General features: G+C 61.4%; 16 protein-coding genes. 2 read left to right on the forward strand and 14 right to left on the reverse strand.

What is annotated here, in order from left to right:
- Window positions 1–110: 110 nt before the first annotated feature.
- From clpB to DW732_RS00815, 4 genes are all read right to left on the reverse strand, one after another.
- The gene (gene clpB, locus DW732_RS00800) at window positions 111–2,738 is read right to left on the reverse strand and encodes an ATP-dependent chaperone ClpB (protein WP_118098148.1); all 2,628 of its coding nucleotides are present in this window, start codon (window positions 2,736–2,738) and stop codon (window positions 111–113) included.
- A gap of 442 nt (window positions 2,739–3,180) precedes the next feature.
- Window positions 3,181–5,052: an oleate hydratase gene (locus DW732_RS00805; RefSeq protein WP_117735387.1), complete on the reverse strand. Its 1,872-nt coding sequence runs from the start codon at window positions 5,050–5,052 to the stop codon at window positions 3,181–3,183.
- A gap of 249 nt (window positions 5,053–5,301) precedes the next feature.
- The gene (locus DW732_RS00810; RefSeq protein WP_233505208.1) at window positions 5,302–5,826 is read right to left on the reverse strand and encodes a TetR/AcrR family transcriptional regulator; all 525 of its coding nucleotides are present in this window, start codon (window positions 5,824–5,826) and stop codon (window positions 5,302–5,304) included.
- Between the two features lie 130 nt (window positions 5,827–5,956).
- Complete coding sequence (locus DW732_RS00815; RefSeq protein ID WP_147326618.1) at window positions 5,957–6,628, reverse strand: hypothetical protein; 672 nt, start codon at window positions 6,626–6,628, stop codon at window positions 5,957–5,959.
- A 232-nt stretch (window positions 6,629–6,860) separates the two neighbouring features.
- Between DW732_RS00815 and DW732_RS00820 the strand changes: the two genes are divergently transcribed.
- Window positions 6,861–7,529, forward strand: coding sequence for a hypothetical protein (locus DW732_RS00820; RefSeq protein ID WP_118098151.1), 669 nt, complete (start codon window positions 6,861–6,863; stop codon window positions 7,527–7,529).
- A 314-nt stretch (window positions 7,530–7,843) separates the two neighbouring features.
- On the opposite strand, the gene tnpA is transcribed toward DW732_RS00820, so the two are convergent.
- The 6 genes from tnpA to dnaK form a co-directional block, all read right to left on the reverse strand.
- Window positions 7,844–8,314 (reverse strand): IS200/IS605 family transposase, encoded by a 471-nt coding sequence (tnpA, locus tag DW732_RS00825; protein ID WP_118098153.1) that lies wholly within the window; start codon window positions 8,312–8,314, stop codon window positions 7,844–7,846.
- 251 nt (window positions 8,315–8,565) lie between these two features.
- Window positions 8,566–10,866 (reverse strand): hydratase, encoded by a 2,301-nt coding sequence (locus DW732_RS00830; protein ID WP_118098155.1) that lies wholly within the window; start codon window positions 10,864–10,866, stop codon window positions 8,566–8,568.
- Between the two features lie 333 nt (window positions 10,867–11,199).
- Entirely contained in the window at window positions 11,200–11,616 is a 417-nt protein-coding gene (locus DW732_RS00835) for a heat shock protein transcriptional repressor HspR (RefSeq protein WP_055250809.1), read from the reverse strand.
- 71 nt (window positions 11,617–11,687) lie between these two features.
- Window positions 11,688–12,653 carry a DnaJ C-terminal domain-containing protein gene (locus DW732_RS00840; protein ID WP_118098157.1) on the reverse strand — a complete coding sequence of 322 codons (966 nt, stop codon included), beginning with the start codon at window positions 12,651–12,653 and terminating at the stop codon, window positions 11,688–11,690.
- 107 nt (window positions 12,654–12,760) lie between these two features.
- A complete protein-coding gene (locus DW732_RS00845; protein WP_118098158.1) occupies window positions 12,761–13,603 on the reverse strand; it encodes a nucleotide exchange factor GrpE in 843 nt (280 codons plus the stop codon).
- A gap of 2 nt (window positions 13,604–13,605) precedes the next feature.
- Window positions 13,606–15,495, reverse strand: a complete 1,890-nt coding sequence (dnaK, locus tag DW732_RS00850; RefSeq protein WP_117793941.1) for a molecular chaperone DnaK — start codon at window positions 15,493–15,495, stop codon at window positions 13,606–13,608.
- 506 nt (window positions 15,496–16,001) lie between these two features.
- Between dnaK and DW732_RS00855 the strand changes: the two genes are divergently transcribed.
- The gene (locus DW732_RS00855; RefSeq protein ID WP_006235216.1) at window positions 16,002–16,187 is read left to right on the forward strand and encodes a DUF362 domain-containing protein; all 186 of its coding nucleotides are present in this window, start codon (window positions 16,002–16,004) and stop codon (window positions 16,185–16,187) included.
- A gap of 242 nt (window positions 16,188–16,429) precedes the next feature.
- On the opposite strand, the gene DW732_RS00860 is transcribed toward DW732_RS00855, so the two are convergent.
- From DW732_RS00860 to nadA, 4 genes are read right to left on the reverse strand one after another with little or no spacing between them, the layout of a single operon-like run.
- The gene (locus tag DW732_RS00860) at window positions 16,430–16,975 is read right to left on the reverse strand and encodes a transcription repressor NadR (protein WP_118098160.1); all 546 of its coding nucleotides are present in this window, start codon (window positions 16,973–16,975) and stop codon (window positions 16,430–16,432) included.
- Window positions 16,975–17,835 carry a carboxylating nicotinate-nucleotide diphosphorylase gene (gene nadC, locus DW732_RS09935; protein WP_117793939.1) on the reverse strand — a complete coding sequence of 287 codons (861 nt, stop codon included), beginning with the start codon at window positions 17,833–17,835 and terminating at the stop codon, window positions 16,975–16,977. The genes DW732_RS00860 and nadC overlap by 1 nt, the downstream gene beginning before the upstream one ends.
- Window positions 17,836–17,838: 3 nt before the next feature.
- Window positions 17,839–19,242 (reverse strand): FAD-binding protein, encoded by a 1,404-nt coding sequence (locus tag DW732_RS09940; protein WP_199569672.1) that lies wholly within the window; start codon window positions 19,240–19,242, stop codon window positions 17,839–17,841.
- Window positions 19,243–19,270: 28 nt separating this feature from the next.
- Complete coding sequence (gene nadA, locus DW732_RS00870; RefSeq protein ID WP_118098162.1) at window positions 19,271–20,296, reverse strand: quinolinate synthase NadA; 1,026 nt, start codon at window positions 20,294–20,296, stop codon at window positions 19,271–19,273.
- Between the last annotated feature and the right edge of the window lie 66 nt (window positions 20,297–20,362).

A 20,362-nucleotide genomic window follows, 5' to 3' on the forward strand; every position in this document is an offset into this window, starting at 1 on the left:
TCATGCTCAACATCATCGATTGTCGCACGAAAAAGGGCGGCGGACCCATTGGATCCGCCGCCCTTGGCGTTTAGAGACGGCTGGTAGATTTTAAGGCATGTCCCGAAAATCTACTCGGCGTCGGGGACCTCGTAGGTGGCCGTCGGCGTGTTGTCGCACACGACGGTAAAGCCGCCGTCCTTGTCGACATCGACCGTCACCTGATCGCCCTCGCGCACCGTGCCGTCGATGATGGCGGCGGCGATGGCGTCCACGACCTCGCGCTGGACCAGGCGCTTGAGCGGACGGGCACCGAACACGGGGTCCAGGCCGCCCACGGCGAGCATCTGCTTGGCCGCCGGGGTGATGGCAAGCGTCATGCGCTCCTTGGCCAGACGTGCGCGGACATCGGCAAGCTGGATGTCGACAATCTTCTCGATCTGCGCCATGCCGAGCGGATGGAACACCACGATATCGTCGATACGGTTGAGGAACTCGGGGCGGAAGGTCTGAGCCATGGCGGCGTCGACCTGATGGCGCATCTCCTCCTCGTCCTTGCCGGACAGATCGGCGATGGCCTTGGAGCCCACGTTAGACGTCATGATGATAATCGTGTTCTTGAAGGACACCTGGCGACCCTGACCATCGGTCAGACGGCCGTCGTCGAGCACCTGCAACAGCACGTTAAAGACATCCGGATGGGCCTTCTCCATCTCGTCGAGCAAGATCACGGAGTATGGACGACGGCGCACGGCCTCGGTGAGCTGGCCGCCCTCGTCGTAACCCACGTATCCCGGGGGCGCACCGATCAGACGCTGGACGCTGAACTTCTCCATATACTCGGACATGTCGATGCGCACGAGCGCGCGCTCGTCATCGAACAGGCACTCGGCCAGCGCCTTGGCGAGCTCGGTCTTGCCCACGCCGGTGGGGCCCAGGAAGAAGAAGCTGCCGATGGGCTTGTCCGGATCGGAGAGGCCCGCGCGGCTGCGGCGCACAGCTGCGGCGACGGCGGAGACGGCCTCGTCCTGGCCGATGACGCGCTTATGCAGCTCACCCTCCAAGCCCTTGAGCTTGTCGAGCTCGCCCTGCATCATCTTGGACACGGGCACGCCGGTCCAGGCGCTCACGACCTCGGCGATCTCATCGGAGGTCACCTGCTCGTTGAGGCCCTCGCCGTCCTGCTGCTTTTGCGCCTCGAGCGCGGCCTCGGAATCCTGAATCTGCTGCTGCAGACCCGGAATCACGGAGTAGCGTAGCTCGGACGCACGGCCCAGATCGCCGTTGCGCGTCGCGCGTTCCTCCTCGCTCCTGGCCTCATCGAGCTGGCCTTTGAGCTCCTGCACGTGGTCGATGGCGTTCTTTTGGTTGAGCCAGCCGGCCTTTTGCACGTTGAGCTTTTCCTGGATCTCGGCAATCTCCTGGCGCAGGGCTTCCAGACGCTCCTTGGAGGCGTCGTCGGTCTCCTTCATGAGCGCCTGCTCCTCGATCTGCAGCTGGGTGAGCTGACGCGTGGTGGCGTCAATCTCGACCGGCATGCTGTCGAGCTCCATGCGCAGGCGGCTTGCGGCCTCATCGACCAGGTCGATGGCCTTGTCGGGCAGGAAGCGGTCAGCGATGTAGCGATCGGAGAGGTCGGCGGCGGCCACGAGCGCGCTATCGGTGATGTGCACGCCGTGGAAAATCTCGTACTTCTCCTTCAGACCACGCAGAATCGAAATGGTGTCCTCGACGGTAGGCTCGCTCACCATTACGGTCTGGAAACGACGGGCGAGCGCCGCGTCCTTCTCGATGTACTTGCGGTATTCGTCAAGCGTAGTCGCGCCGATCGCGTGCAAGTCGCCACGGGCAAGCGCCGGCTTCAGAATGTTGCCAGCGTCCATGGAGCCCTCGGTGGCACCCGCGCCCACGATGGTGTGGAGCTCATCGATGAATAGGATGACCTTGCCCTCGGACTTCTGCACCTCCTTGAGCACGGCCTTCAAGCGGTCCTCGAACTCGCCGCGGTACTTGGCGCCGGCGACCAGCGCGCTCATGTCGAGCTCGATGAGGTCGCGGTCGCGCAGGGTGCTCGGCACGTCGCCGGCCACGATACGCTGGGCGATGCCCTCGACGATGGCCGTCTTGCCGACGCCCGGCTCGCCGATGAGCACGGGGTTGTTCTTGGTGCGGCGGGACAGAACCTGGATGGTACGGCGAATCTCGTCGGTACGACCGATGACCGGGTCGAGCTTGCCGGCACGGGCGAGGTCGCAGATGTTGCGGCCGTACTGCTCCAGCGCTTCAAACTGGGTCTTGTCCTCAGCAGATGTCACGCGGTCATCGCCGCGCAGCTCCTCGTAGACCTGCTCGATGCGCTCCTTGGTAACGCCGGCGTCGCGCAGCACGCGGCCCGCCTCGCCCTTGTCCTCGGCAAGCGCCATCAGCAGATGCTCGGTCACCACAAAGCTGTCGCCCATCTTGGTGGCCTTCTTCTCGGCCTTTTCGATCACGCGGACGAGCTCGTTGGAAAGACCCATCTGCTGGCCTTCGCCCGAAACCTTGGGCGCGCGGTCGATGGCGTCCTGGGTGGAGTGCGCAAGCTGGGCCGGGTCGGCACCGATGCGCTCGATGATCACGGAGATATTGCGCTCGCCGGCACCGAGCAGGGCAGACAACAGGTGAATCGGCTCCACCGCGCCGGCCTGTGCGTCGGCAGCCGTGCTCATGGCGGTCTGTAACGCCTCGCGCGACGTCATTGCTAGCTTATCGATTCTCATGGAATCACCTCTCTTGGGGCGGCCGCCCTACGGGGCGGCTTCACGTTGTTCGAGAAGTATTGTTGCCAGGTTTGTACGATCTTATACACAAATCTAAGTCTCTATATATAAGATTTTCTGAGTGATTGAGAGATAGGGAGCAGGCACGCTCACCCGCTACGGCCTCGTCCCCTTACTATCTCAATCTGTAACATCTAGCGGCTGTTTCTGGCTCTAGATGTTGCAGATTGAGACGAAATGACCAGCGGCACCCGTTTGTCTCAATCTGTAACATCTACTCGGCAAATAGAGCTCTACCTGTTACAGATTGAGACAAACAGAAGACACCCGAATCGAAAATCTAAATCTGTAACACCAGGCCCACTTTTAGCGGCCAAGATGTTACAGATCGAGACAAACAGAAACCACCACAAAGGTTCCCCAATGTGGTGGTTCTTGTGCGCTAGATTGCGCCGTACTCTTTGAGGAGCTTGGCGATGTCGGTGCCCTCGACCTTCTTGAGCACTTCTTTGAGTGCAATTCGCTCGACCATGGGCAGCTTCATGCTGGTGATGGGCTCACCGTCGCGTAGTTTAACGCTGCTCATAAGGAGGTCACGCACGTCAAAGACCGAACCCCAGACCTCGGGTACGCCGCGGTCGACATCGCAGAGCGTGTAGACGGCTTCCATGCCGGTGCGCATGGAGTACTCAGTCGTAAAGATCGTGTCACGCGGCGTCTCGGCAAACTGGCCCAGGAACGCGAAGTTCACGGCGCCATCGGGCACCACGTCGGGGCGGTCGCCTGCTTCACGCGGCATAAAGAAGGCGGTGATGTAGGGCATCATGACGGGCACGGTGTTGGCGTGATTTGCCGCCAGCTCAACAATCTTATCCTCGGGAACGCCCAGGTGATACAGCCATTCCTGGCAAATCTCCTCGCCGGTGCAGTCGCGCATGGCCTTCTTGACGTAGTTGCCGGGCTTGTCGGTAAACAGGCCATACACCCACACGCAAAGCTGGTCTTTGGGCTGATCGCGGAACTGCTGTTGGCGGTTGATCGTCCAGCTCATAAGCCAGCCCGAATCCTCGCAGGTCACAATGCCACCGGTCACGACGTGCCCGGTAAAGGGATCGCGATGGCAGATCTTTTGGATATAGGGCACAATCTCGCCGTCGAGCGTGGTGACCGTGGCGCTCATCCAGTTGCTCTTCTCGGGGTCACCGCAGAACTTATCGGGATGACCAAAGCTCGGATCTTGCGCTGCGATACGACGCCACATGTCCCAACCGCCACCGGGGCGAATCGTCGGATCCCATGCGGCGGGCTTATCCTGCGCGCCGATCGTCGAGTTTTCCACACAGCCGCCGTTGGTGATAAAGACCAGGTCATCCTCAGTGAGGTCGATGTTCGAAATCTCGCCTGCATGCGTCACGGTGATGCGACGCGCGACCTTCTTGGTGCTCGTACTGTAGGGGTTGCGCGCAAAGGCGGCCTGCTGGATGCGCTGAATCGTGTCCTGGCCGGTGCCAGTGACGGCGCGGCGCGGACCCTCGCCGCCGCCCACCTCAAACACCACGTTTTCGACCTTGGTGTCAAAGTGGAACTGCACGCCGTGCGCCTCGAGATAGCGCTGCATGGGCAGAATCATCGACTCGTACTGGTTGTAGCGGGTGAAGCGCAGGGCGCTAAAGTCGGGCAGACCCGCGATGTGGTGGATGTAGCGGCGGATATAGAGCTTCATCTCGAGCGCCGAGTGCCAGTTCTCAAAGGCGAACATGGTGCGCCAGTACATCCAGAAATTCGAGTTGAGCACCTCGTCGTCAAAGAAATCGGTGATGGGACGGTTCGCCAGCTCCTCGTCGGGCGTAAAGAACAGATCCATGATCTCGGTCGCTGCCTTGTCCGACAGGCCGAACTTGCCATCGGTGCCGCCGTCTTGGCCACGGTTCTTAGTCGAGCGGCACAGCGAGTAGTTGGGATCCTCCTTATTGAGCCAGTAGTACTCGTCGAGCACGGAGATGTCCGGATCTTCAATCGAGGGAATGGAGCGGAAAAGATCCCACATGACCTCAAAGTGGTTGTCCATCTCGCGGCCGCCGCGCATGACATAGCCCACGCCGGGGATGTCGGCACCATCGCAGGCGCCGCCCGCAACGGGGTCCTTTTCGAGGATATGGATGTGGCTTCCGGGCATTTGCGCATCGCGCACCAGATAGCAGGCTGCGGTAAGCGCGCCCAGGCCGGTGCCGATGATGTAGGCGCTCTTGTGGTCGATGCCCGCAGGCTTCTTGGGACGAGCAAAGGCTTCGTAGTTTCCACTTGAATAGTACATGGTTCCTCCTTGCTAACGAAGTTCGTTAACAAGCTTTTGCCCTGATCAACGCAGCCTAGCCGATACAAGATCGTCACCTTGTACGATTTTTAATCAACGGGGGCGGATTGTACAAATCTGCTTGGCTTTGGTCTCCCAAGGTCATGCCGGGCCGGGTTTCGGTTTGGGAAGTGGGCTTCGCTAACTTCCCAAACCGAAACCCGGCCCGGCATGACGCACTTGGTCGCTTTGCGCTCCAACGTGAAATAGTCAAAATCTCGCCAGCGCTGCGTCAATCTGGCCTTCGCATATTTTGGAAACGCGCTCGGCTACTGTGCTCGGGTCCTCGGCCATGCCTGCGGCAATCCAGTCGAGCATTACACCTATAAATGCATGTGCGAAAAAGCGGGACAGAAAGTCCTTGTCGCCTTGTGAGATGTTCTTGCCCGCGGCGTGCTCTTCGACCACGCCTTCGATCAGGTCGAATGTCACGGGCTGCAGAAAACGCTGGATGCGCTCGGCGCTCACACAGTGATAGACGTTCATGATAAAGGGCTTGTTGTCGCGCACCGCGAGCATGATGTTTTCCAGGCCCACCTGCCAGGTATCGGCCGTCTTGTTGTTGGCGAGCGCGCGGCCGGCGTCTTCCTCACATGCCCATTCAACCAGGTCGTAGATGTCCTGAAAGTGATAGTAGAACGTCATGCGGCTGACCCCGCAGTCCTCAGTGAGGTCCGCGATGGTGATCTTAGTCAGTGGCTTTTGAAGCAGTAGTCGCTTAAGAGAATCTTCCAACGCGCGCTTTGTCAGTTGTCCAGCCATTGCTCTCCCGCCATCAAAGTTGAATCATGAAATATTCCCATGGTACCCCGCATGCAATCACCATCCACGAAGGGAACAGACACCTTTGTGGTGGTCGCGCTCTCTACTCTTTCGCCGAACCCGTGCTTCCCGATTCGGCGTTCCAGGGCATCTCATCCTCGAACAGCCATGTACGGGCAGATCCACTATCGCGTGCAGTCTGCGGGTCGGGTAAGCAGGTCTGTTTATAGGCATCTTGGATACACTTGCCCATAAAATCGTTGAGCTCGGTCTGGTCGCCCTCCATGACATAGGCGACATCGCCGTCCATGATGTAGATGCTCGGACCCTCATTGCCCTCGTAGCCCGGATCGTACGAAACATCACATAACTTGGCGCCATTCGTGGTGTCCAACTCGATGGACGAGCGGTATCCGCCAACCATGTCGTTCGCCTTTGCTCGATAGGACGCATATCCATACCAACGCTTGAAGGTTTTACCCTTGAGTAGCTCGGACGCCCTATCGATCAGGCTTGTATCCGTGGTATAGCGCATGGCCCCAAGCTGAATGCGCGGATAATTGCTAATTCCCAGCGCAGCCGGTTGCTCATCAAAATCAACAGTAATGGTCTCGGGCTTGTCGTCGCCGGTCAGAAGTTCGATAGATTGAATCACAGGCTTAACCACCGGTTCCGTCACCGCAGCAGGTAGCAATGCCATGCCGACAACGCCCGCGCCAACCACGGCGATCGCAAGCGCCAAGACAATCAATCCAATACGGGTTGAACGGCTCACGGCAAAACACCTCACAATACAAACCTGCGACGTGCGCTAATGATACCGCCAGCCAGCAATATTACCAAAAGAAGCCGCGCGCTCCTCACCACCACAAAGGGGACAGGCACCTTTGTGGTGGTTCTCGGTTTCGACGGCCAGCTGTCACACGTTATGAGATTAAAATTGAATTGTTAGCTGAGATTATTCATTTGTCATCGAGCTTGCCTGCTCTTAGTCTCGAGGAGCGCATATGAAGCCGCCTCATTCCACCGGTCGCAACGTCATCGCCATTCTCGCCATACCCATCGTGATGCTCTTCCTTATCGTCATCACGCCCTTTTCCCTTGGTATCACCTCGCCCTTCGATTTATGCGGAATGGTCGACGCCGGCTCGCGTGCCACCTCGCTCTCCTTTATCTGTCGCGGCGTGTTTTACGAAGATGGAATTCCCACCGGAATTTGGCAGTCAAAGTTGCCACTGCTCGGTCAGATCGACGGATGCTCCCCCTATTTCTGCCTTGGACCTCAGGCGCTAAACTATCTAATCAACGACCAGCCACTCGACTCCATCACCCTCGCCTACGACTACGCACCAAACACCGATGAGCGCCACATGAACCAAGTCCTCGACAAGATGCTTGGACAGTGCGGGCTCACCGAGGAGGCCGGTCGAACCATCTATAGCAACCAGAAATTAAAGCGAACAGAACTCCGCCGTGTCGGAAAAATCAAAGGGCGAAACGGGACCGCCTACTGGGATGCCTGGGCAACACGCGACAAGGGCGAATTCGGACACAGCACCTATATGGTCACTGTCTACACCAAAGACGGAATTAAGGACAATGTTGACGATTTCGCGTCATCCAAACTCGGCATCCCCAAAACAACCAAACCCGCCAACCCGGATGAAATCCTGTAGGGACATTTATTGAACTGTCCCTCAACGAGCGCGGCAATATCGAGCTCGCCCCACCGCCACAAAGGCGCCTGTCCCCTTTGTGGCGGTTTTCGACAAAAAGAGGCCGCCCCGATAACAGGGGCGGCATCAAGCAAGTCTATTTTTGGCGCCCCTCAAGACCCAACGAGAACGCAGAAATCAAAACCACCCCTAAAAGGGGTGGTTTGCTCTTAGGGCATAACCCTTGGATTTCCGGCACGCGTCTAAAGGCGCCGGCCCTCACGGGGTTCGGGCCGCACTGCAGGTTGACCCGTGACGGGCCGGTCAAACCGGCGCTATTTGCGCCCCGGCCCCCTATCGAAGGGGTCCTCGTACTCCTTGACGCTCAGCCGGTCGAGCGCGATGTCGGCCTTCTCCTGCTCCCGGATGTACTTCGCGATCGTGGCCTCGTTCAGGCCGACGGTGGAAACGTAGTAGCCCTCGGCCCAGAACTTCCTGTTGCCGAACTTGTACTTCATGTTCGCGTGCCTGTCGAATACCATCAGCGAGCTCTTCCCCTTCAGGTAGCCCATCACGCTGGACACGCTGTACTTCGGCAGTATCGCCAGCAGCATGTGGACGTGGTCGGGCATCAGGTGTCCCTCGATGATCTCTATCCCCTTGTACTGGCAGAGCTTCCTGAAGATCTCCCCAAGGTCGGACCTTATTTGGTTGTAGATGACTTTGCGCCTATACTTCGGCGTGAACACGACGTGGTGCTTGCACATCCACTTCGTGTGCGACAGGCTGTAGGCCTTCTGGGCCATACGCCACCACCGCCCTCTCGACTCGGATTCCTTGCGGCCTGAACAATCGCAAGTGTCCGGCGAGGGGGCGGCTTTGTAAAGCCGGTTGTCCCCACCCGCATAGCGGGTGGTTTCTGATGCGGCGCGCTGCGCGCCCCGCACAGGCTAAAGCCTTTAAATGTAGCCCGGGGCTTACCCTTTCCCGAACGCGACCCTCGCGAAGCGCGTGAGCGGGCGGGAAAGGGTAAGCCCCGGGCGGACAATTAAGTGCGTTATTCGGCAGCGGCCTTGAACTTGTTGTAGTTGATCAGACAGCCGGCCTTGACGATGGCACGCTCCTCCGCCGTCATATCGGCAATGTAGAGCTCAATCTGCTCGACCGCACCGTCGGCGCGCACCACGTAGGCGGCGATGTTCTTCAGGTCGCCATCGAGCGCGGCACGGATACCCGGCACAAAGACATAGTCGCCCACCTCAAAGTTGGGCTCTGTCTCCATCTGGAAGGGCACCATGCCCCAGTTCATCACGTTGGAGCGATAGCGCTTGGTGGCGTACTCGTGGACGATGTTGGCCAGACCGCCGATCACGCGCTGGCAGCTCGCGGCCTGCTCGCGGGCGCTGCCGTCGCCGGGCTTCTTGGCGTAAATCATGGAACCGAACTCGGTCGCCTTGGCATCGGCCGCGACACCCGCGCCGGCCAGCGCCTCAAACACACCGGCAAGCTCGACATCGAGCACCGACAGGTCACCCGCGGACTCGCCGGCAACGCGACGCTTCTCCACAGCGTCAACCTCCTTGGAGCGGCCCACGTAGGCAGGGTCGCGGCGGCTGAGCGTAAACTCGGCCAGGCCCAGCGGGTTGGAGCGGAAGGAGCTCGTCTCGCCCGAGGGAATGAGCTCGTCGGTCGTGGTGACCGGGTCCATGATCTTGGAGCACACCTTGAGCAGAATGTCGTCGCCGAGCGGCTCCATCGCAGGCCACGGCTTGATATTGGGACCCTCGACCAGCTCATCTGCAGGCTCGGCCTTGCCAAAGCCCCAGTATACGCGCTTCTTGTAGGGAGCGTCGTCGAAGGTGTACTCGCAGGCCTCGTCCCAAGTCTCCTCGGGCAGATCGGTCGCCGGGGTGAGCACGCCGCCGTTGGCCGCGGTCGCCGCAATGGAGCGGGCGTCCATCAGGGCCACGGCACTCAGCTGGCCATTGCCCGGCTTGGAACCCTCGCGGTTGGGGAAGTTGCGCGTGGTGTGGCGGATGGACAGCCCGTTGTTGGCAGGCGTGTCGCCGGCGCCGAAGCACGGGCCGCAGAACGCCGTGCGCACAATCGCGCCGGCCTCCATGAGGTCGTAGATATAGCCACGGCGCGTAAGTTCGAGCGCCACGGGCTGGCTTGTAGGATAGACCGACAGCGAGAACTCGCCGCAGCCGGTATTGGCGCCCTTGAGCACGCGGGCAGCCTGCACCACGGAGTCGTAGTTGCCACCCGAGCAGCCGGCGATAACGCCCTGCTGCACGTGCAGTTTGCCGTCGAGGATCTTGTCGAGCAGGCTAAAGTGCGTCTTGCCCTCGCCGATCTTGGCGGCCTCGAGTTCCACCTCGTGAAGGATGTCCTCGAGGTTCTCGTTGAGCTCGTCGATCTCAAAGCCGTTGGAAGGATGGAACGGCAGGGCGATCATGGGCTTGATGCTCGACAGGTCAACCTCGACGCAGCCGTCGTAGTAGGCAACATCGGCGGGCTTGAGCTCGCGGTAGTCGTCGCCGCGGCCGTGCATGGTCAAAAACGCGTGCGTGTCCTCGTCGGTGGCCCAGATGCTCGACAGGCAGGTGGTCTCGGTGGTCATGACGTCGACACCGTTGCGGTAGTCGGTCGTCATGCTCGCGATACCGGGGCCCACGAACTCCATGACCTTGTTCTTAACGTAACCCTTGGCAAAGACGGCACGGATGATGGCGAGCGCCACGTCGTGCGGGCCGACGCCGGGGCGCGGGGCGCCCGTGAGGTAGATGGCAACGACACCGGGATAAGCGACGTCGTAGGTGTCGCGCAGCAGCTGCTTGGCCAGCTCGCCGCCGCCCTCGCCCACGGCCATGGTGCCCAGGGCGCCGTAGCGGGTATGTGAGTCGGAACCCAGGATCATCTTGCCGCAGCCGGCGAAGTTCTCACGCATAAAGGAGTGGATGACGGCGATGTGCGGCGGAACGAAGATGCCGCCGTACTTCTTGGCCGCGGAAAGGCCAAAGACGTGATCGTCCTCGTTGATGGTGCCGCCCACAGCGCACAGCGAGTTATGGCAGTTGGTAAGCACGTAGGGCAGCGGGAACTGCTCCATGCCCGAGGCACGCGCCGTCTGGATGATGCCGACGAAGGTGATGTCGTGGCTCGCCATGGCGTCGAAGCGAATCTTGAGCGCCTCGGGATTGCCGGACGTATTGTGTGCCTGAAGGATTGAATACGCGATGGTGCCACGCTTGGCATCCTCGGGCGTCTGCGTAATACCGCGCTCAGCAGCCTCGGCCGCAGGCACGACCTCGCTGCCACGGCGCAGGTAGATGCCGTCCTCGTACAGCTTGACCATACTGTCTCCCACTCTGCCCAAAAGATTTGGGCGCATAGCATACATTCGTTCAATATCGTGCCATAGAACGGTTGCGAGTGGGCTACGAATCTGCGCGTTCACTTTATCTCAGTAAAGCATAAGGCAAGCCGGGGGGCGGGAAGACGGGTTTGGCGCACGGAATGTCCCCAAGTGCCGGCAGAAAAGGAACGTCCCCAAGTGCCGAAATGACGAGAGTGGATAATCTCCCACTTTGAGCCTGCACATGGGCCAAAAACGGGAGATTATCCACTCTCATTCTGCGGGCACTCATTTAAGTACGTCCCCAATGAGTACCCGGCGGCGCCGGCGGAACTACAGGTCGCCGCCCGTGCCCAGTAACTTGCGCATGACTTGCTCGGGGTTGACCGAGCCATCGCGCGGGGCCAGTGCGGTGATCTTCTTCTGCATCTTGTACTCGTGCAGCTCGTCCTCGAGCTGGCGCACGCGGGCGCGGAGCTTCTCGTTTTCGCGCTCGCGCTCCTCGGCACGCTCCTTCATATCGAGAATGCGCACCACGCCGGCAAGGTTGATGCCCTCATCGGTCAGCTGGTTGATGAGCTCCAGGCGCTCGATATCGGCACGCGAATACAGGCGCGTGTTGCCGCCCGAGCGCTGGGGGTTCACCAGGCCCTTGGACTCGTAGACGCGCAGAGTCTGCGGGTGCATGCCGGTCAGCTCAGCCGCCACGCTGATCATGTACAGCGGTTTGTTCCTATTGTCCTCGGCCATGCTACCTGACCCCTTTCCGTTTCGCACGTCTACATCATAAGCCCGCGGACGCGGGCGGGCACACAGGCGCCCTAGTACGTCGCCTTGTAACGGTTGACCTTCTCGCGATAGTCGCGCGTGTCGGCCTCGCGCAGTTTGGTCATCGCGTCGCGCTCGTCATCGGATAGGTTCGTGGGAACCTGCACCCTGATCTCGACGAGCAGCGCACCCGTGCGGCCGCGGTGCTTAACGTCGGGCGCGCCCATTTCCTTAAAGCGGAACTTCTTGCCCGTCTGGGTACCCGCGGGCACCTTCAGACGAACCGTCGCGCCACCGGGCGTGGGCACGTCCACCGTGCAGCCGAGTGCCGCCTCGTAGACCGAAATCGGCACCTCCATGGTCACATCGGCGCCCTTGCGCTTAAACAGCGGGTGCTCCTCCACGTGCGTGGTCACGACCAGGTCGCCGCGCTCGCCGCCGGCGACGCCGTACTCGCCGCGACGCTTGTAGCGCAGCTTGCCGCCATCCACGGCGCCCGCAGGCACCGAGACCGTGATGGTCTGCTGCTCGCCCGTCGAGGGAATGCGGTAGGTGACCTTGTGCGTCACGCCGCGGAATGCGTCCTCGGCCGTTACGTCGACAGTCAGCGACAGGTCGCCGCCCTTGCGCGCGCGACTGCGGCCCGCGCCGGCACCGGCATTACCCGCGGCCCCGGCAAAGCCCGAGCCCCAATCGCTGCCCCAGGCGCCGTTGCCGCTAAAGATGCTGTCGAAGATATCACCCCAGCCGCTCGCGCCGGCACCGGCGCCGTAGCCACTGCTATACGCGCCGCCCGCGCCCGGCATGCCGCCGAACATGAGCATCTGGTCGTACTCTTTGCGCTTCTTCTCGTCCGAAAGCGTCTCGTAGGCCTCGCTGATCTCCTTGAACTTGGCCTCGTCGCCGCCGGCATCGGGGTGATATTTTTGCGCGAGCTTGCGAAACGCGCTCTTGATCTCTTTGTCGGAGGCGCTCTTGGATACGCCCAGGATGTCATAGAAGGTTTTGCCTGCAGCCATCGTAGCTCCTCTCCTGTTTCATCCACCGTCCAACGGGCGGCGGCTCATACTGTCATATGGCACTAGGCCAGAAAGGGCCCCGGGTGTTGCCCCGGGGCCCTTCTCAATTACTCCTCGGTGCTCTCGGCCGTGTCGGCCGCAGCATCCTCGGGCGCCGCTTCGGGCTCCGGTGCGGGGCGCTTCTCGCCACCGTAGGTCACCGTCACCATCGCGGAACGCAGGATGCGGTCCGCCATGCGGTAGCCCTTCTGGTACACGTCGTTGACGGTCTCGTCGTACTGCGACGCGTCCTCGACGCGACCCACGGCCTGGTGCTCGAGCGGATCGAACGCCTCGCCCTTGGGGTCGATGGGCTCAACGCCCTCGTGCGCAAACACATCGAGCAGCTTGGCATGCACCGCATCGACGCCGTCGACGAACTGCTTAAAGTCGTCGGCAAGCTCCTGGCTGCGGGCATGGTCGATCGCACGCTCGATATCGTCGACCACCGGCAGCAGCGCGGTGACGAGCTTCTCGGTCGCACGCTCGCGCTCGGCGATGCGCTCGTTGGCGGTGCGACGACGGAAGTTCTCCCAGTCGGCCTGCAGACGGGCGGTGCGCTCGGTGGCGTCCTTTGCCTTGTTCTCGGCGGCCTTCTGAGCCTCTGCCGCAGCATCGAGCTCATGACGAACGTCGGCAAGCTCCTTCTGGGCCTGCTCGAACTTGAGCTTAAAGTCGTTGTCGGCGGCTTCCTCACCGGCGCGGATAGCGGCTTCCACCATCTCGTCCTCGGTCATCGTCGCCTCCTTGTTGGAATCCTCTACCTGGTTCTCGGCAGCCTCGGCGGCCGGGGCCTCGTTGGCCTCGGTATCGTCTACGGCCTCTACGGGAATCTTCACGTCCTTCTCCTCAGAGTCAACGGGGGCGGCGCTGGCGGCAGCCGCCTCCGTGCGAGCTTTACGGGCGGACATGATTACTTGTCCTCGTCGTCTACAACCTCGTAGTCGGCGTCGACCACATCGTCGTCGGTCTGGGCGCCGGCGGCACCGTCGGTCTGCTGCTGAGCGTCGGCGTAGACAACCTGAGCCAGCTCGTAGGCCACGGACTGCAGGGACTCGCCAGCGGCCTTGATGGCCTCGACGTCAGAGCCCTCGAGCGCCTTCTTGGCGTCGGCGATAGCGGCCTCGGCCTTGGACTTCACATCGGCAGAAACCTTGTCGCCCAGCTCGTTGAGGGTCTGCTCGGTGGAGTAGCACAGGCTGTCGGTCTGGTTGCGGACCTCGACCTCTTCCTTCTGCTTCTTGTCCTCCTCGGCATGAGCCTCGGCGTCCTTGACCATACGATCGACTTCGTCGTCGGAAAGCGCGGTGGAGCCGGAGATGGTGATCTGCTGCTCCTTGCCGGTGCCCTTGTCCTTAGCGGAGACCTTGACGATGCCGTTGGCGTCGATGTCGAAGGTGACCTCGATCTGCGGCACGCCGCGGCGGGCGGCCGGAATACCGGTCAGCTGGAACTTACCAAGCGACTTGTTGTCGCGGGCAAGCTCGCGCTCGCCCTGGAGCACGTTGATCTCGACGCTGGTCTGGTTGTCGGCAGCGGTGGAGTAGACCTCGGTCTTGGAGGTCGGGATCGTGGTGTTGCGGTCGATCATCTTGGTCATGATGCCGCCCATGGTCTCGACACCCAGCGACAGCGGGGTAACGTCGAGCAGCAGGATGCCCTCGACGTCGCCGGTGAGCACGCCGCCCTGGACGGCAGCGCCGTCGGCAACGACCTCGTCGGGGTTCACGGACATGTTGGGCTGCTTGCCGGTCATGGTCTTGACGAGCTCCTGGACGGCGGGCATACGGGTGGAGCCGCCGACGAGGATGACCTCGGTCAGATCAGAGAGCTTGAGCTTAGCGTCGCGCAGGGCGTTGGTGACAGGCTGCTTGCAGCGCTCGAGCAGGTCGCGGGTGATCTTCTCGAACTCGGCGCGGGTCAGCGTGTAGTTGAGGTGCAGCGGGCCGGACTGGTTCATGGTGATGAACGGCAGGTTGATGGTGGACTGCTGGGCGGCGGAGAGCTCCTTCTTGGCGTTCTCGGCGGCCTCCTTCAGACGCTGCAGGGCCATGGGGTCCTGACGCAGGTCGACACCGTTCTCCTGCTGGAACTTGTCGGCCATCCAGTCGATGACGCGCTGATCCCAGTCGTCGCCGCCCAGGTGGTTGTCGCCCGAGGTGGACAGGACCTCAAACACGCCGTCGGCGAGGTCGAGGATGGAGACGTCGAAGGTGCCGCCGCCCAGGTCGAAGACCAGGATGCGCTGGTCGGAGCCCTGCTTGTCCAGGCCATAGGCCAGAGCAGCAGCGGTCGGCTCGTTAACGATACGCTTGACGTTGAGGCCGGCGATCTTACCGGCGTCCTTGGTGGCCTGACGCTGGGCGTCGTTGAAGTAGGCCGGGACGGTGATGACGGCGTCGGTGACGGTCTCGCCCAGATACTTCTCGGCGTCGGCCTTCATCTTTGCGAGCACCATGGCGCTCACCTGCTCGGCGGTGTAATCCTTGCCCTCGATGTCGACGACGGCACGGCCGCCCTGGCCCTCCTTAACCTCATACGGCACGGTCTTGAGCTCGGAGGTGCACTCGGAGTACTTGCGGCCCATGAAGCGCTTGATGGAGAACACGGTGTTCTTGGGGTTGGTGACAGCCTGGTTCTTAGCGGCCTTACCCACGACGCGGTCGCCGTCGGCACGGAATCCCACGACGGACGGGGTGGTGCGGTCGCCCTCGGCGTTCACGATGATGGTCGGAGAACCGCCCTCGAGGACGGCCATAGCGGAGTTAGTAGTACCAAGGTCGATACCAAGAATCTTGCCCATTAGAAATTCCCTCTCTCTTGTGCGTTTGCGCCGCCTCGGCGGTCTGTCGCGCGGTGCTTCGGCTTGTCTTTCAGGATGTAGTGTATCCCCTTATGGGCCGGAATATACAAAATCTAAGTCAATTCATATAAGATTTCTTATTGCTCAGAGTTTAGGTTCGTAAAAGCTCAGGTAGATGCACTGTTTGAGTTCTCGGCAGATCTATTGAGATCTATGTAGAGATGGCTGAGGTTTGCGACCCGGAGCTCCGCATGCCATTTCTAGCCCGTCCACAAATGGCAGGATAACTTGCCCAATCGCTCAATATTTTGAGTCACCTTTAGCTAACATTTGCGCAGCTCGGCGACCCCACCTGCGCATTTTTTAGTAAGCCGCGGCATACTCGGCGAACGGTATGAAGATGCCGGCCAGAGGGTATTGCAAACGGTCGCTCCCGTGGTATGTTTTTGCCCGAATCAAACCGACGCGCATCGTCTGTAGCGTCGGTCAACAGAGAGGAAACTACCATGGCTCATCCCGTAATTGATGCCGACGAGTGCATCGCTTGTGGCGTTTGCGTCGACTCCTGCCCCGCTGGCGTTCTGGAACTCCAGGACGTCGCTACCGTCGCTGACGAGGACTCCTGCGTCGCCTGTGGCGCTTGCCAGGACGCTTGCCCCGCTGGCGCGATCACCGAGATCGTCGAGGAGTAACAACTCCCCCACTTGCACACTCAAAAGTACACCGTGTACAAAAAGGAGGCCTTCGCATCGCCGCGGAGGCCTCCTTATTTTGTTTGTGCGGATAACTAATTTGGCACCGCCGCAGGTTGAGCATAAGTCAGCGAAAACGCCCCTAAGCGAGCAAGGTGACGTGAAAGAGGAGGGAAGCGTATTTTGGTACGCGACCGACGATTGAACGTCAGATTGCCGCTTAGGGGCGTTTGCAGCGTCGGCTACGATAGGTCGCCCTCGTAAGGCATAAGGTCTGCGAGGTAGCCTTTCTCCTTGAGCATAGTCTCGATCTCGTCGAGGGTCTGCTCGTCTTCCGCCGCGATGCGATGGAAGTGGTAGCCGCTCGTCACCGTCAGCAGCGGGAAACTCTTGCCGCTGGCAATGCCCTCCAGATAGCGCTCGATATCGCGACGGTTACGAATGTCCAGGTCGGCCGTGATCTTGCCATACACGCGGTGGTTGACGATCACGTTGAGCACGGCGCCGCCCGCGTCGACGATACTCGTGAGCTCGTCACCTGCCTGCTCAACGCCATGGTGCACCTTGACCAGGCGCGTGGGTACCGCCGGGCTGCTCGGAGCCTCCTGCAGCACGTAGCCGCGATTGGTGGCCACGATGTCGTGCCCATCGGCACGCAGCAGGGCAATATCCTGAACCACGACCTGACGGCTCACGCCCACCTCGCGGGCAAGTGCACTGCCCGAGACAGGTTCTTTGGCTCCCTCGAGCACAGCCATGATGGCACGGCGACGCTCGCGGGCGTCCATTATTTACCGTCCAACAGACGCAGGTGCTTGAGCGAGAGGTCGAGGATCGGCGCGGAGTGCGTCAGCGCTCCCGAGCTAATAAAGTCGACGCCCAGGTCGGCAAGCGCGCGAATATTGCTCGCGTCCACGTTGCCCGAGCACTCGGTCTTGGCGCGGCCGGCGATAAGCTCAATCGCGGCAGCCATGTCGTCGTGGGTCATGTTGTCGAACATGATGATATCGGCACCGGCCTCCACGGCCTCACGTACCATGTCCAGGTTCTCGCACTCAATCTCGACCGTCGTGGTAAACGACGCATGGGCGCGCGCCATCTCGATCGCACGCGTCACGCCGCCGGCGGCATCGATATGGTTGTCCTTGAGCATGACGGCCGTCGACAGGTTGTAGCGGTGGTTACTGCCGCCGCCGATCTCAACCGCCGCCTTCTCAAACACGCGCATGCCCGGCGTGGTCTTGCGCGTGTCGACGAGCACGGTCTTGGTTCCCTCGAGCGCTGCGGCCATGCTGTGCGTGTAGGTAGCGATGCCGCTCATGCGCTGCAGGTAGTTGAGTGCCACGCGCTCGCCCGAAAGCAGCACGCGCGCGTCGCCGCGCACCTGACCCACATGGTCGCCGGCGTGCACCTCGTCACCGTCGGCAACATCAAGCAGCACCGAGCTCTGCGAATCCAGCAGCTCAAAGGTGCGAGCAAACACATCCAAGCCGGCGATGATGCCATCGGCCTTTGCGATGAGCTCCACCGTGGCGGGACGCGCCGTGGGGCACACGCTCGCCGTGCTCACGTCCTCAAACGTAATGTCCTCGCGCAGAGCCTGCAGAATCAGATCATCGACGACGAGCTTCATGGTAATGGGATTCATGGCCTACTCCTCCACGGCCTGCGTGCCGACGGCACGGGCCAAATCATCGATTGCCAGGGTGTCGGCGCTCAGAGCGCGATGGCGGCCATCGAGCGCGGGGTCACCCGCCTGCTCCACGGCCAGCGACTCGCCGGTACGCATGTACCAGGCGGCACGGCGGCCCCAGACCAGCGCCTCGAGCAGGCTGTTTGAAGCCAGGCGATTCTTGCCGTGAACGCCGTTGCAGGCTGTCTCGCCCGCGGCATAGAGCTCGGGCATCGAGGTGCGGCCGTCCTTATCGACCCACACGCCGCCCATAAAGTAGTGCTGCGTGGGCGTAACGGGAATGGGCTCGTCCAAGATGTCGCGGCCGTCCTCCAGACAACGCGCGCGGATGTTGGCAAAGTGCCCGGTCACCACGTCGCGCTCGACGGGGGCAAAGCTCAGCCACTCGTGCTCGGTACCGTCGAGCTTCATCTGCTCGCGAATAGCGGCGGCGACCACATCGCGCGGCTGCAACTCGTCGGTAAAGCGCTCGCCGGCGGCGTTGAGCAAAATCGCGCCCTCGCCACGGCAGCTCTCGCTGATCAGGAAGGTGCGACCCGGCTGCGGCGAGAACAGCCCCGTGGGGTGGATCTGCACGTAGTCCAGGTGCTCCATCTTAATGCCGTGCTCCTGCGCGATGTAGCAGGCGTCGCCCGTGAGCTGCGGGTAGTTGGTCGAATGGTCGTATACGCCACCGATGCCGCCCGTCGCCCACAGCGTATGGCGGGCATGGATCTTAAACGGCTTACCGACATGCACGCCCTCAGCGGCATTTGCCAGCTCGTCGGCGGGGCGAGCTGAATCGTCCTCGTCCACGGCAACAGCGACGACACCAGTGCACACCGTGGCCCCATCGCGCTCGGCCATCAGGATGTCGGTCATGGCAACGTGTTCGAGAATCTGCACGTTGTCCAGCTTGCGGACGGCCTGAAGCAGCTTGGTCGTAATCTCCTTGCCCGTAATGTCGGCATGGAAGGCAATGCGCGGACGGCTGTGCGCGCCCTCGCGGGTAAAGTCGAGGCCGCCATCGGCCTTGCACTCAAAATCCACGCCCATCGCTAGCAGGTCGTTGATGACCGAGCGGCTCGAGCGGATCATGATGTCGACGCTCTCGCGGCGGTTCTCGTAATGGCCGGCGTGCATGGTGTCCTCAAAGAAGGCATCGTAGTCCGAGCCCTCGGGCAGCACGCAGATGCCGCCCTGTGCGAGCATCGAATCGCACTCGTCGACCGCGCCCTTGGAGAGCATGATCACGCGCGTGCTCGTCGGCAGGTTGAGCGCCGCGTACAGGCCAGCTACGCCGCAGCCGGCAATGACGACGTCGCACTCCATATCGGGGTATTGCTTGGTTTCCACAGGAATCCTCTCCCTTGAATGTGACATAAGAAACCGTCCCTCATGCCACATTGTTCTAGCGTGCTGCGTACTCGAGCATGCGGTCGAGCGTAAGTTTGGCCTGGTCGGCAGCCTCGTCCGACACGCCGATCTGCACCTCGCCCTCACCCGTCTCCAGGCAGCGCACGAGCTTTTCGAGCGTGATGAGATCCATGTTGACGCAGGTGGGCTGCACCGCGGGGAAGTAGAACTTTTTGCCGGTGCCCTGGCAGCGGCCCTCGAGCTCGTAGAGCACACCGCGGACCGTCACGATAATGAACTCGCTCGCGTCCGACTCCTCGGCGTACTTGATAATGCCAGCGGTGGAGCCGATGTAGTCGGCCTCGGCCAGGACGTCGGCCTTGCACTCGGGATGCGCCAGCACGAGCGCGTCGGGGTGGGCCTCCGTCGCGTCGACGATCTGCTCGACGGTGATGATGTGATGGCGCGGGCAGTAGCCGTTGTTGAGGATGACGTGCTTTTGCGGCACCTGCTCGGCTACGAAACGGCCCAGGTTTTGGTCGGGAATGAACAGGATATGCTGCTGCGGCAGCTCGGACACGATCTTAACGGCGTTGGAGCTGGTGACGCACACGTCGCTCCAGCTCTTGATCTCGACCGTCGAGTTGACGTAGCAGACCACGGCCAGGTCGTCGCCATACTCGGCGCGGGCGGCGTCGACCGTCTCGCGCTTGACCATGTGAGCCATGGGGCAGTCCGCGCCTGGCTCGGGCAGCAGCACGGTCTTAGTGGGATTGAGCAGCTTGGCGCTCTCGCCCATAAACTCCACGCCGCACAGCACGATGGCCTGCTGCGGCAGGCTCTTGGCGAGCTTTGCCAGGTAGAAGCTGTCGCCGACGTAATCGGCTACGGCCTGCACCTCGGGCGCCACGTAATAGTGTGCCAAGATCACCGCGTCGCGTTGGGTTTTTAGTTGCCGAATGGCCTCGACGAGCTCTGCGGGCACCAATGCCGCGCGCTCCGTTGCCGTCGTTGCCGATGCTAGGCCGGCCGCGATATCGCGTGCAAGCTCCGATGCATCCATGTTCGCGCTCTGTGCCATCAAGGCCCCTCTCTTTTGGCGAATCTTGGGGCTTTAGTATGACACCTAGGTTTACAGCTGACAAGA

Source organism: Collinsella sp. AM28-11LB (assembly GCF_003469895.1).
Taxonomy (GTDB): Bacteria; Actinomycetota; Coriobacteriia; order Coriobacteriales; family Coriobacteriaceae; genus Collinsella.